At 47.2% G+C, this 13,637-nt stretch carries 12 protein-coding genes; 11 read left to right on the top strand and 1 reads right to left on the bottom strand.

All coding sequences use genetic code 11. The features are described 5' to 3' along the window. Nucleotides 1–71: 71 nt before the first annotated feature. The 9 genes from murQ (at nucleotide 72) to BLS15_RS02290 (ending at nucleotide 9,996) form a co-directional block, all read left to right on the top strand. Complete coding sequence (gene murQ / locus BLS15_RS02330) at nucleotides 72–986, top strand: N-acetylmuramic acid 6-phosphate etherase (protein ID WP_028531666.1); 915 nt, start codon at nucleotides 72–74, stop codon at nucleotides 984–986. Between the two features lie 34 nt (nucleotides 987–1,020). Further along, nucleotides 1,021–2,448, top strand: coding sequence for an ABC transporter substrate-binding protein (locus BLS15_RS02325; RefSeq protein WP_021254305.1), 1,428 nt, complete (start codon nucleotides 1,021–1,023; stop codon nucleotides 2,446–2,448). A gap of 89 nt (nucleotides 2,449–2,537) precedes the next feature. Next, nucleotides 2,538–3,440: a carbohydrate ABC transporter permease gene (locus BLS15_RS02320; RefSeq protein WP_021254304.1), complete on the top strand. Its 903-nt coding sequence runs from the start codon at nucleotides 2,538–2,540 to the stop codon at nucleotides 3,438–3,440. Between the two features lie 20 nt (nucleotides 3,441–3,460). Next, the gene (locus BLS15_RS02315) at nucleotides 3,461–4,321 is read left to right on the top strand and encodes a carbohydrate ABC transporter permease (RefSeq protein ID WP_021254303.1); all 861 of its coding nucleotides are present in this window, start codon (nucleotides 3,461–3,463) and stop codon (nucleotides 4,319–4,321) included. A gap of 70 nt (nucleotides 4,322–4,391) precedes the next feature. After that, the gene (locus BLS15_RS02310) at nucleotides 4,392–5,360 is read left to right on the top strand and encodes a GNAT family N-acetyltransferase (protein WP_028531668.1); all 969 of its coding nucleotides are present in this window, start codon (nucleotides 4,392–4,394) and stop codon (nucleotides 5,358–5,360) included. A gap of 2 nt (nucleotides 5,361–5,362) precedes the next feature. Then, the gene (locus BLS15_RS02305) at nucleotides 5,363–6,067 is read left to right on the top strand and encodes a PIG-L deacetylase family protein (protein ID WP_028531669.1); all 705 of its coding nucleotides are present in this window, start codon (nucleotides 5,363–5,365) and stop codon (nucleotides 6,065–6,067) included. Nucleotides 6,068–6,104: 37 nt separating this feature from the next. Next, on the top strand, nucleotides 6,105–7,247 hold the full coding sequence (locus BLS15_RS02300; RefSeq protein ID WP_028531670.1) for an exo-beta-N-acetylmuramidase NamZ family protein: 1,143 nt from the start codon (nucleotides 6,105–6,107) through the stop codon (nucleotides 7,245–7,247). Nucleotides 7,248–7,288: 41 nt separating this feature from the next. Further along, nucleotides 7,289–8,209, top strand: coding sequence for an N-acetylglucosamine kinase (locus BLS15_RS02295; protein WP_021254416.1), 921 nt, complete (start codon nucleotides 7,289–7,291; stop codon nucleotides 8,207–8,209). Between the two features lie 308 nt (nucleotides 8,210–8,517). After that, nucleotides 8,518–9,996, top strand: coding sequence for a serine hydrolase (locus BLS15_RS02290; protein WP_028531671.1), 1,479 nt, complete (start codon nucleotides 8,518–8,520; stop codon nucleotides 9,994–9,996). Between the two features lie 64 nt (nucleotides 9,997–10,060). Here the strand turns inward: BLS15_RS02290 and BLS15_RS02285 are convergent, their stop codons facing one another. Continuing rightward, nucleotides 10,061–10,747 carry a M50 family metallopeptidase gene (locus tag BLS15_RS02285; protein ID WP_231515055.1) on the bottom strand — a complete coding sequence of 229 codons (687 nt, stop codon included), beginning with the start codon at nucleotides 10,745–10,747 and terminating at the stop codon, nucleotides 10,061–10,063. Between the two features lie 230 nt (nucleotides 10,748–10,977). On the opposite strand from BLS15_RS02285, the gene BLS15_RS02280 reads away from it, so the two are divergent. Together BLS15_RS02280 and alr are read left to right on the top strand one after the other, a co-directional pair. Then, the gene (locus BLS15_RS02280; RefSeq protein WP_021254413.1) at nucleotides 10,978–12,150 is read left to right on the top strand and encodes a LolA family protein; all 1,173 of its coding nucleotides are present in this window, start codon (nucleotides 10,978–10,980) and stop codon (nucleotides 12,148–12,150) included. Nucleotides 12,151–12,338: 188 nt separating this feature from the next. Next, complete coding sequence (gene alr, locus BLS15_RS02275) at nucleotides 12,339–13,577, top strand: alanine racemase (RefSeq protein ID WP_321163065.1); 1,239 nt, start codon at nucleotides 12,339–12,341, stop codon at nucleotides 13,575–13,577. The last annotated feature ends 60 nt before the right edge of the window (nucleotides 13,578–13,637 follow it).

Raw genomic sequence — 13,637 nt, 5'->3', positions numbered from 1 at the left:
TGACCATGATGACATTTAGGTCTAAGATGGATATATAAGCAAGTTATACAACACAGGATAGGAGGATGGCTATGGATGAGTATCTGGCGGGTCTAACGACAGAAGAAATCAATCCAGAGACATTAGTGATAGACGAGTGCACAACCGATCAGATGCTGCGCCTCATGAATGAGCAGGATTCAAAAGTTCCGCAAGCGGTTGCAGCAGAGATTCCGCAAATTGCCAAAGCGGTCGACTCCCTGCACAATGCGCTCAAAAATGGCGGTAGAATGTTCTATGTCGGGGCTGGATCTTCCGGCAGACTCGGCGTCCTCGACGCTTCAGAATGTCCACCCACTTTCGGAACTGACCCTTCGCTAGTGCAAGGACATATCGCTGGGGGAGACACTGCACTGAGATGGGCCGTTGAAGGCTGCGAGGATGATGCAGAGGAGGGGATGGCATTAATCGAGAGATGCGGCGTGACGGACAAGGATGTGGTTGTTGGCATTACAGCGAGCGGAAGCGCACAATTCGTAATTGCTGCCTTGAGAAAGGCGCGGGAAATTGGTGCGGCGACGATCGGCGTAGTGAATAACAAGCAATCCAAACTAGAGAGCGTCTGCGATGTATGCATCTCACCTGTTGTAGGGCCGGAAGTCATTATGGGATCGACAAGATTGAAAGCGGGTACAGCCCAGAAGTTGGTACTGAATATGCTGACAACTTGCACGATGGTTAAACTTGGGAAGACCTATAATAACTTGATGGTTGACTTGAAAGCGAGTAATATCAAGTTGCGCGACCGTTCAGTTCGGATTATCCAAGCGGTTACAGGCGTTGATGCGAAGACTGCGACTAGCTATTTAGAAAGCGCTTCCATGAACTGCAAACTAGCCATCATGATGATTAAGACAGGACTTGACGCAGCTGAAGCGGAACGGGCATTAGAGCAGAGTGAAGGTAGTTTGAAAAAAGCAATTGGCACGTTTACAAAAGCGGTATAGAAATCATTCGATATCCTTGAGGGGGGCTTTATCAATGAGAAAAAAAATGCGTGTATTGGCGTCCATCTGTGCTTTTACCTTGGCAATTTCCTTGCTATCGGCTTGCGGAAGTTCCAATGATGCAAAATCCGGAGAACAGGCGAACGGAGGCAAAGGTGGAAAAGATACAATTACAGCTTTGTTGCCACCAGTATCTGGTAAGTTCCAAGATAACTTCAAGCAAATGGAGAAGGAATTTAGCGAGTTGTACCCTGACTTGACGCTGAAGATTGAGCCAGCAAGCTGGGAAGATGTGACGCAGAAGCTTGATACACAAGTTAACGCGGGCAGCCCGCCAGATATTGCATTCATCGGTTCCACAGGTATTCCAAAATACATCCAACAAGGTATGTTGATGGATATCTCAGATACAGCTACACCGGAAATGATTGCTGACTATGACAAAATTCCACTTGAATACATGAAGAACGGCAACGGACTTTACGGCTTCCCGGCATACATGGAAGTACATGCGTTGGGCGGTAACAGAGAGTTCTTGGAGAAGGCAGGAATCGACTGGAAGAAAGTTCAGCAAGAAGGCTGGACATTTGACGAATTCCGCGAAGCTGTGAAGAAGGGCGTCGTGAAGGAAGGCGACAAAACTTCCCGTTATGGATTCGTATTTGCAACAGCAGGTGTAGCTTCCAAGGATTACTTGGGTATTTTGGTCAAGAATGCTGGCATGCCAGATCCATTCGATAAGGATTTGAAATATGCGTACACAAGCAAAAACTTCTTGGAAGTACTGAAGGATATTCGCACACTCATTGATGACGGCTCCATGCCGAAAGAACTCAGCTCTGTTGACGCTGGTAAGCGTTGGAACATGTTCTTGACAGGGCAAACGATGATTACAGGTAAAGGTCTTGCAACTTTCGAAAATAACGCGAACGAAAACAACGAAAAAATCGCGAAAAAAGATGGCAGCGAAGTGAAAGGCAGCATCCCGGTTCAATATACGGTTCTTCCAGTTCCAACCTTCTTGGGGCAAGAACAGAAATCTACTGTTGCGGTAGATGGTTATGTAACGTTCCGTGGTAAAAATGAACCAACGCCTGAGCATAAAGCGAACGTAGTAAAAGCTGCGTACTTCCTTGCAAGCGGTAAAGTTGCAGCAACGACGAACAATGATCTCTTTGCAGCACATATTACGGCATCAGCTAAGAAAGAAGCTGAAAAAATGCCAATTCAAAGAGACGAGTTCAATGAAAAGGCTGTACAAACATTGCTCAGCCATGCAGCGCCTGCACGTCCAGACATCCCATCAGATCTGGGTGCAAAAGCAATCAAAATGGAAACAGAAGTCATTGTCCCTAAACTTCAAGCTTTGATCGCCAACGAAATTACGCCGGAGAAAATGTTCGATGCTGTGAAAGAGGCAGCGATCTCGACATTCGGTGAAGACGGCATTGTGAAGGACTAAGAAGAAGTCAGCTTCGGATAGCCGTATGATACAACGTACGGCTATCCGGAAATGTTTATGACATTGCGTATTGAAAGGGGTTTCACATTATGGCCCAATTAGCTAAGCCGTTGAAGAAACGGAAAATTAGAGGAGATTCCGGTTGGGGATATGCGTTTATCGCGGTTGCATTAGTGGTCTTTGCAATCTTTACCGCATATCCGGTCGTAAGTGCCTTTATAATCAGTTTTCAGGATTATAAACCGCTAGGATCTACATGGGTAGGATTCGATAACTATATTTCTTCCTTTAAAGATCCGCTCTTTTGGAAGTCAATTAAGAATACGGTTGTGTATACGATACTTACAGTTCCCGTTGCATTGATGATCTCGTTTGCGGTCGCCATTCTCATCTTGCCGCTCAGCAAGAAGCTGCAGACGACGTTCAAGGCCGTTTACTATTTGCCTGCTGTTGCATCAGGCGTTGCTATGTCCGTTGTATGGCTGTGGATCTTCGATCCTATGGAATCCGGGATTATGAACCAGCTGTTAGGCCTGTTCGGCATCAGCAATTTGAACTGGCTCGGCTCAAGCGCGACTTCAATGTTCTCCTTGGTTCTGATGTCCTGGCTGGCAAGCCATGGTACAAGCATCATTATTTATTTGGCAGCATTGCTCGGTATTGATGATAGTTATTATGAGGCAGCAGAATTGGATGGCGCTTCTTTCCTGAAGAAGCTGTGGTACATTGTCATTCCTTGCTTGAAGCCAACAACGTTATTCTTGTTGGTAACCGGTGTTATCGGCTCTTTCCAAGTATTCCAGAACGCTTATCTGATGACAGGCGGCGGCCCAGACAACTCGACAACAATGGTCGGATTGCTCATCTTTGACAACGCATTCAAATACTTTGAATTCGGTAAAGCTGCAGCGCAATCTCTCGTGTTGGCTGGAATTATCGCTATTATATCGTTCGCTCAGTTCAAATTTATGGGTAAAGACGTGGAGTACTAAGGAAAGGGGAGAAGCCAACGATGTCACTTTACAATCCGCATAATGGAAATCCGGCGGCTAAACATACGAGAAACGCTGCCATCATATTCATACTTTTACTATTTGCTTTGGCAACGATCTTCCCTATTTATTTTATGCTTATTTCTTCCTTTGGGGATCCCGTCGAAGCTGGGGCGATGAGCTATTCGCTCTTCCCATCCAAAATATCTTTTGAATCGTATAAGTTCTTCTTTGATTACAGTGAATACTCACTGCGCTGGTTATTGAACTCATTATTTGTGGCGGCTGTTGTTACGGTATCAAACGTATTCTTTGCAAGTATGGCTGGCTATGCCTTCTCTAAAATTAAGTTCAAAGGCAGAACAGCATTGTTTACATTGCTTCTCGTTGCGATGATGATTCCGTATCAGGTAACACAAGTGCCGTTGTACATTTTGATCGTTAACATTTTCCAAATTCAAAATACGTACAGCGCTTTGATTTTGCCTGGTCTCGTTACTGTATATAATATCTTCCTTTCGAAGCAGTTCATGAGCAGTATTCCGAATGAGGTACTGGAATGTGCGAAGATTGAAGGCTGCAACCAGTTCCAAGTGTATTTCAAAATCATTTTGCCTTTGTCTAAAACAGTGCTCGCGGTAATGGCGATCCTGACGTTTATGGATAGCTGGAATACGTTCTTCTGGCCATTCTTGGTTACCAATACGATGGATATGCAGACGATTCAGGTAGGCCTCAAAAACTTCAGATTTGCCAACACGACTTACTTTGCGCCGATGATGGCAGGGGCTACAATCTCAGCGTTGCCTATGTTTATTCTCTTCTTCAGCTTGCAGAAGTACTTCTTGCAAGGGGTAACCGTAGGTGCGGTGAAAGGCTAATAGTCCTGCAATCTAATCCTGAACCTTCATCGCTGCGATGAAGGTTTAATGTTTAATTGGAGGTCCTGCGATGCTTATCACATGGGACAACAAATATAGGGAAGACGTTATCGCATTATGGAATGAAGAGGCCGTTCGCGATGGATATAAAGAGCTTACAGCAGCGAGTTTCTATGACATATTTTGTTCTAACCCATACTTCGATTCGGAGAACACATTCGTTCTGCTTGATGATGAAGGCGGTGTGCAGGGCTTCGCTTGCGGCTGTACGGGAGATGATCTGCCGCTAGGTCATGATGCTGGATATATCACCTGCATCGTCTTGTCTCGGAATTACCGTACAGACGAGTACTATACACGAATGCTGGATGCAGTTGAGGGGCGTTTCCGTGAGCTTGGGAAGAAGCAGGCAGATATCCTGTTCTTCAATCCAATGATGCTTCCTTGGTATATTCCGAATACACCGCAGCATGAGCATAACAATGCGCCTGGGGTGCCTGTCGGAAGTGAACTCTATCATTACCTGCTGCAGCATGGCTACTTCGAGCGAGCGGTTCAACAAGCGATGTATCTGCCATTGGCTAGCTTCGAAGTTCCGGAGCAGATCGCGAACAAAGAATTGAAAGCGGCAGCAGATGGCTACGCGGTTGAATTGTACGACCTTAATCGTCATCGTGGGATCGAGTCGATGCTAGAGGAACTACACAACCCATTTTGGACCAGGGAGATTAAGCAAGCAGCTGCTAACGGTGTTCCCGTAGTGATTGCAGCCTATCAAGGAGAAGCAGTTGGCTTCGCAGGGCCGGTCATTCGCCAGCAGAGCGGTAGGGGATATTTTGCAGGCATTGGCGTGAGCCCGCAACATGAGGGACATGGACTTGGAACCATTTTGTTTTTCAAGCTTTGCGAAGCATTTCGCAGCATGGGAACGGAATATATGTCGTTGTTCACAGGCAGTACCAACCCTGCGCTTCGCATTTACGAGAAGGCAGGTTTCCAGACAGTCAAATCATTTTCAATCATGAGGAAGGAGTTGTAGGTATGAGCGAGCAGCGTCGAACGATTCTAGCAATTGGTGGACATGTGGGGGATATGGAGCTGACGGCTGGCGGTGTATTGGCAAGTCACGCACTTAAGGGCGACCGTATTGTAACTTTGGCTTTGACAGCAGGAGAGCGTGGGGTTCCAGCCGGCCAAGATATGGCGGAATATCGCGAGCAGAAGGTGAACGAAGCGAAGGCCTTCGCGGAAATGCTCGGCGGCGAAGCGATCGTATTCGAAATCCCAGACGGGGAACTGAAGGATAATGAAGAAATGCGCTTGAGAGTTTGCAATGTCATTCGTCAGGTGCGTCCGAACATCATTATTACGCATTTCAAGAACAGCATGCACAAGGATCATATGACGACCCATCGCATTGTCAATGATGCACGCTTCTTCGCTGGGCTGGCATCGTTCGAGCGAGAACTCCCTGCATTCTTCGCTTCTACACTCTATTATGCAGAAAATTGGGAGGATGCAGTCGACTACAAGCCTTATGTGTACGTGGACTTCTCGCAAGAAGCTTACGATCTGTGGGTGAAGGCAGTGTCCTTACATTGGTTCGTAACGGGCAGCAAGTCATTCCCATATCTCGAATACTACAAGCACCTGGCTCGGGTCCGCGGTATTGAGGCACGGAAGCAATATGCGGAAACGTTCATGGTTCCAGCAGAGACAATGTGTGTTCGGAAATCGGAATTGTAAAATTGGCAAGTGAACGCGCACTTAGAGGGAGGCACCTATGATCCGCAACGGTATTGATTGCATTGGAGAATATACGGAGCTATTCAAAGGCAAGCGAATTGGTCTCATTACATCGCCGACTGGATTGAACAATCAATTCGAATCGACGATACAAATTATGCATGACAACTTCAATCTTGTAGCGATGTTCTCGCCGGAGCATGGCGTTCGTGGCGACTTAGCTGCAGGGGCACAGGTTGAGACTTACACCGATCCATTTACAGGCGTTCCGGTATACAGCTTGTATCGCAAGGATTCCAAGCGACTCAGTCAAGAAATGCTGGATGAAGTGGACATGGTTGTATACGACATCCAGGATGTAGGTGCACGCTATTATACGTTTATTTATACAATGCTGTACGCGATGGAAGATTGCGCGAAGGCAGGCAAGGAATTCGTTGTTCTGGATCGGATTAATCCACTTGATGGCACGACGGTTGAAGGGAATATCTTAAAGCCAGGCTATCAATCCTTCGTCGGCAACTATCCATTAGCTGTACGGTATGGTTTGACCGCAGGAGAGGTCGCTCTTATGGCGAACGAACAAATGGGTTGGAACTGCAAGCTTCATGTCGTTCGTTGTGACGGTTGGGAGCGGTCGATGCAGTTCACGGATACGGGGCGTCCTTGGGTTATGCCGTCTCTGGGATTGCCACGTTATGATTCAGCACTGTTGTACCCGGGGACTTGTGTATTCGAAGGAACGAATATATCGGAAGGCAGAGGGACGACAGCACCATTCGAAATGATCGGTGCACCGTTCATTGAGGCAGAGAAGCTGGCAGACGAGATGAATCGTCAGAAGCTGCCGGGCATTATATTCCGTCCAGTATACTTCAAGCCATCCTTCTCGAAGTTCGAAGGAGAGCAATGCGGCGGGGTGCAGATCCATGTGCTCGACAATCGCGCGGTGCAGCCGTTTGAAGCGGGAGTTAAGCTTATGTTCACTATTAAGCGCAATTATGAGCAGTTCGCCTTCTTGCCGCCAGTGAAGGAGAATTCCAGACCGTTCATCGATTTGCTCTGCGGAGACAAGTTGTATCGTGAGGAATCTCTTGATGTAGAAGCGATGCTGGAGCAATTCCGTGAAGAGAGCAGAGAATTCAGAACCATGAAGCAGCAGTATCATTTGTATAAATAGAAATCTTTCTTTACAAGGAAGATGAAGGATGTGAGCTTACGTTGACATACGTAGCAGGCTTAGACGGCGGCGGTACGAAGACGGCAGTAACGATAGCGGACGAACATGGAGCAGCCGTGCATACCTTCACATCTGGTGCCATTAATATCAATGGTCAGGATGAAGCGAGTGTGCGAGCAAGCTTGCAAGAAATATTTGAGACGATCGCCAGAGTATGCGGCGGGTTGGGCAACTGTAAGCAGGTGTGCATTGGTGCAGCCGGAGTCAGCAACCCGACAGTCGTAACACGGCTGGAAGCCATTGTTCGCGATTGCGGATACGAAGGTGGGCTAATCATTACCGGTGATCAAGAGACAGCCTTGTACGGCGCCCATGATCGTGAATATGGCATCATTCTTATTGCAGGCACAGGCTCCATTTGTTATGGGAGAAATGAAGCGGGTCAGTCTCATCGCGCAGGCGGCTATGGCCATCTCATCGATGATGAGGGCAGTGGTTATAGCATTGGGCGTGACTTGTTGTCCATCGTTGTACGGGCACACGACGGACGCATACCGGCATCGCCGATTACAGATATGGTTATGGAACAGCTGGGGATTGAGTCTATGCAGCAATTGATTCGATTCGTATACGATAAGCAGACGAATAAGAAGGATATCGCAGCTCTTGCTCCGATACTATCGCGGGCATGTGAGCTCGGTGATTCTGCGGCTCTAGAGATTGCTCACAAGGCGGCAAGTTCGCTCTGTGAACTTGTTATCCCGGTTGTAGAGAAGCTGTCTCTGCAGTCAGGAACAGTTGCCATGGCAGGAAGCGTGCTGCTGAAGAACAGCAATGTGCGGGATGCCTTCATAGCCATGCTCAAAGAACACTATCCCAATATGGACTGCATTACACCGAAGAAAGATGCTGCGCAAGGCGCAGTCATCATGGCATTAGCTAAGCTTGCAGCCTGCTCCTAGGAGGGCGAGCTTATTAGCAAAGGTACACTAGCACTTTACATTAGATCGCGGTAAGACGTATCTTCTACGAAATAAGAGAAGATGCGAGCAGCCGCGATTTTTCTATTATAGAGAGAAGGTTGAATATTCAGTTGTTTTAAAAGATCTATTGATTATGTAGTGAGAGAATCGTCGTTCACTATCAACGGGTTATTCTGCTGTGAGTAGTGGGGGTGCATCGTACAATAGGTAGTAGAGAAGCTTGTCAGCGTGTCTGGAGGCAAGATGCTAGACGACGCCACATTGATTTGATAGAGGAGTGCCATTCAATGGTTCATACGACAAAGGATGCTCAGTATGTATTGCAAGACTTACATACTTACGTCAAAAAACAAATGGAATTGTGGAACGTCCCAGGTTTATCGCTCGCCATTGTGAAGGACGGAGAGATAATCTTGGCGGAAGGATTCGGTTATCGGGATGTGGAACGCAAGCTACCTGTTACACCAAATACGATGTTTGCCATTGGCTCTTGTTCGAAAGCATTTACTGCAATGGTAGCCGCTCAGCTTGTAGATGATGAGAAGCTTGAATGGGATACACCTGTGCGCACGTATCTCCCTGACTTTGATATGTACGATTCGATGGCATCGGAGCGAATTACGATGCGAGACATGTTGTGTCATCGTACCGGCTTGCCGCGGCATGATAATATGTGGTACGGCTCTTTCTTGACTCGCGAGGAGATAATCAAGCGAATCAAATACCTCGAGCCTAATGTCGATTTCAGGTCAACTTGGCAGTATAACAATATTATGTATATGGCTGCTGGATATATAGCAGGGCATGTAGCGGAGTGTACTTGGGAACAGCTTGTTCAAGAGCGAATATTCGAACCGCTGGAAATGAAGGAGAGCGGCTTTTCCGTGAATGAGTTGAAGTTGCATGATAATGCGGGAGTTCCCTACATCGAACAGGAGGGGCAGCTTCGAGAAGTTGAGTATCGCAATTTCGATGCGATTGGACCTGCTGGATCTATTAATAGTACAGTCATGGACATGAGTAATTGGTTGATTGCTAATCTTGAAAATGGAGCTTTCAAAGGGAAGCGTATTATTTCAGAGAGGAATCTTGCGACCTTACATTCCCCGCAATTGTCTTGCCCACCAATGATGAATGGAAGGCGAGAATTTCCACTAAGCAGTTATGGTTTAGGTTGGGGATTCGAATCATATCGAGGATACCGCATGCTTCAGCACGGTGGTGGCATCGACGGATTTACTTCACACATCTCCTTCCTGCCCGATGAAGGGATTGGCATTGTTCTGCTGACGAACAGACAAGGTACCATGCTCCCTACATCTTTAGCATTGACTGTCTATGATAGGCTTTTGAATCTTGATCCTATTGAATGGTGTGAACAACTCCGTGAGGATATTCAGAAATGGGAAGCACAACGAAAACAAATGGCAGCCGAAAACGCTACATCAGGAGGAGAGGCCGTATTGGTTTCTTCAACCACACTTCAGAGGTATGAAGGACACTATGAGCATCCGGGTTATGGAACCATCAAGGTTCAAGTTGTGGAGAATGAACTTCAGGCTGTTTTTCATGTCGGTTGTTTTCGAATGAGTCAGACTGGGGAGCATGTATTCGCGATACATTCAGAAATATTAGGGGTAACAGCGAATATAAAATTTGCTGCCGACGAGGAAGGGAATATAATTCTGCTAAGTGCTCCGCTCAATACAGAACCCGGTGCAAAAGATATTACATTCAGACGAACAAAAAACTCAGCGGTTACATAAACGAAGGAGCTGTCCGACATGGATGATACCCATCATGCTGGACAGCTCCTTTCTTATTGGAAGTTTACCGATTCCCTCTACGAGGGCCATGGAATAAGATGCCCATTGATATTCTTGCACACCATAGTGACACGGCGGTAAACAGTAGCGCCCACACGATGGATGGTATATAGGTAACATGACTAAGATTGGCAGCATCTCCTGCTCCATTAGGCATTTTCATTGACAAGTAGACCAGATATGTGGAACTTATGACCGATTCCACAAGACAAATGAACGCAATTAGTAAATAGTAGCCGCTCCGAAGCCACGGAGGTGCGAACTTCCAGATGAGGCCTGTCAGTATGACGAAGCCAGCACACCACATCATGCCGTATCCATTACGGACAAATAGAATCAAGCTGATGAGCGCTAAGGACGCGATAGCGATCAGTCCAGCGGCTTCTTGCTTGCGAGCATGCAAATAGAACAGCAGTACAGCAAATAATGAAGCGCCAATGTATCCAGCAAGGGAGATCGGAATGGCCTTCCACGTCGACGTATAGGCAGAATAAGTAACGCCGCTCTGATTACTGAATAAATGAATGTACATCACTTTGCCTGAGAGTACTAGGGTCATAAGGGCATGAGACAGCTCGTGAATTAACGTGTCCACATTGCGGAAGAAGCTTGAGAACGGGATGAACCGCGTCAAGCAAGCGGTAGCTACAATAAATAGGATAACTTTTGTCCAAGATCGTATGTCAATCACTACTCCCTGAATCTGCAATCGATCCAATGATATTCTTATCTTGATTCCCTCTCATGATATTCGACGCTAATTTGTGTATTCCTTGAACCGGAGGGTGTAAATTTCACAAAGATAACTTGTCACGCTTGTCATGCTAGTCTGCATAATCGTCCAAGTTCCTACATAGACATGTTATCAGTGATGAGGAGTACACCGAATCGAAGAATATTGATGTCAGAGGGGATGATCTCATGCGTCGGATCACATGGGTGTTGGCCATCGTGATGAGCGTAGCAATCCTAGTAGCTGGATGCGGCAAAAAGGATGCGACTGCGGTGGTTCAAGATCTGGACAAGGTAATGAGTAAACTGGAAAGCTATGCAGGCATCGGCACGATGACACTGCACTCGGGTCAACAGCCGCTTGAATACCGGGTTGAGGTATGGTATCAGAACCCGTCGTACTACCGGATTGAGCTAAAGAATGAGAAGAAGGATATTACGCAAATTGTGCTTCGCAACAAGGAAGGCGTCTTCGTCCTGACACCAAGCTTGAATAAAATCTTCCGCTTCCAGAGTGATTGGCCAGAGAACCAAGGCCAAGTGTACTTGTATCAAACGTTAGTACGCAGCATCCTGTCTGACAACGCTCGCCAGTTCACAGCAGATGGTGAAGACTATGTATTTGAAGTGGCGGCTAATTATCAGACTGACTCTTTGGTTCGTCAGAAAATATGGTTAAACAAGGATAGCTATGCACCGAAGCAAGTACAAGTGAGTGATTCAGATTCCAAGGTCATTGTGGAAATGAAGTTCAATCAATTCGACTTCGGCAAGAAGTTCGAGCAGGATTCCTTCGATATGCAGCGCAATATGACGAGCATGAAGAACGCCGCGCTTCCAAACACGACTGTCGAGGTAAATAAGCTTCCAACAGGCGAAACGAAGGAAACGAATGCTCAAGTTGACAATTCGGAGCATCCAGACAGCACAGAGCCATCATCGGGTACGACAGAAGGAACAGGTTCGGAGACAACAGGCTCTGATGCTGGAGCAAATGATCGCAGCAATGATGAAGCTGAGCTTGGGCCATTTGGAATTATTGAGCCATCCTACTTGCCAGAGGGGGTAGCGAAGAAGGATGAGCCGGCAATTCCAGACAGCAAGGAGCATGCTGTAGTGATTCGCTATACAGGAACGTATAACTTTACCCTTATGGAATCCCGTCCGAAGGATATGGAGACAGGGCTGCCGATTGGGGAAGGCTTGAATCTTGGCTTTACGATCGGACAGTTGTCGGGCGAGGAGCAAAAGGCGCTCACCTGGATGTATGATGGTGTCAAATATCGCATCGTCAGCTCAGATCTCCCGACCGCTGAGATGGTGAAGATTGCACAATCATTAGTCGACCAGCCAGGAAAATAAGATAGCGTATCTAACTTACGCGGTCCGTATTCATGTACATGAAATTCGGGCCGCGTTTATGCGTATCTCAAGAGAGGAAACGGGAGATTCTGACTAGCTATGTGGTTTTTTCCTTAGAAAAGGGTGGTAAACACGGTCTCCGTTGGTTGACAGTCTTCCTGACGGCAAGTAACATAGGATATTGACGATTGAACGGGAGAGACGAGGAGACGGTGAAGGTGGTTGACTTGGATACGTATTTTCGCCCGACGCGCGCAGAGATTTCTTTAGATGCATTGCGCCGGAACTTGCAAGCATTTCGCAGCTCAATGTCAGCTTCGACGAAGCTAAGTGTATGTGTAAAGGCGAATGCATATGGACATGGTGCGATAGAAGTGTCTCGCGCCGCAGAACAATTTGGTGTTGATTATTTGAATGTAGCGTTCTTGGAGGAAGCGATCCAGCTTCGCAAGGCAGGCATCCATACGCCAATATTGATACTTGGATATACGCCGCCAGAAGCAATAGAAGCGGCATTTCGATATGATATAACATTGAATATATTTTCAGAAGAATGTGTGCAGGCGTTAGAGCAGCAGGCTTCTCAATGGTCTGCCAATCACGCCGGTCGCATATTGAAGGTTCATGTCAAGATTGATTCGGGTATGGGACGCCTTGGGATTCGCAGTCCAGAGGATGCGGTGCGTACGATTAACCGGTTAAGATCGATTCAAGGAGTCGAGGTAGAGGGGCTGTTCACTCACTTCGCGACAGCTGATGAGGCGGATAAGTCGTATGCGCAAGTGCAGCGTGATCGTTTCCTAACGGTTGTTGATGTCCTGAAGGAACACGGGATTACGATCCCGATCGTCCATACCAGCAACAGTGCGGCCACGATCGACATGCCGAGTTGGAGCGATCAAATGGTGCGTGTTGGTATCAGTCTGTATGGACTATATCCATCCGCTGAAGTCAATCAGCAGAGCATTGCACTAGAGCCAGTTCTTAGCTTAAAGAGTGCGGTTAGCCACAGCAAGCCGCTTCCTGCAAATGAAGGCGTTAGCTATGGGGTCAATTACCATACAGGAGATGGTGAATGGATAGCTACGATGCCGGTAGGCTACGCAGACGGCTATTCACGCTTGCTGCAGCGTAAAGCCTCGATGCTCATTCGAGGGCAACGTGTACCGGTAGTAGGGACTATTTGTATGGATCAGTGCATGCTGTCTTTGCTGCCATTAGGCGAGGCTGCTAGCACTATTGGAGCAGGTGAGGAAGTTGTGCTCATTGGCCGTCAAGGCGAGGAATGCATAACGGCAGCCGAGGTAGCAGAATGGTTAGGCACGATACATTATGAGGTCACATGCATGATCGCGAATCGTGTACCGCGCGTATATATCGACAACGGGCAAGTCGTGAAGGTGTCGAATCCGCTCCTTCTGGGATAAATACTGCAGGTTGCAGTGCCGCGCATCTGATGATTCGGCATATGGAACCATTTACCGCGA

The organism is Paenibacillus sp. cl6col (assembly GCF_900102125.1).
GTDB classification, from domain to species: domain Bacteria; phylum Bacillota; class Bacilli; order Paenibacillales; family Paenibacillaceae; genus Paenibacillus_B; species Paenibacillus_B suaedae.
This window is presented reverse-complemented; position numbering and strand designations above follow the sequence as displayed.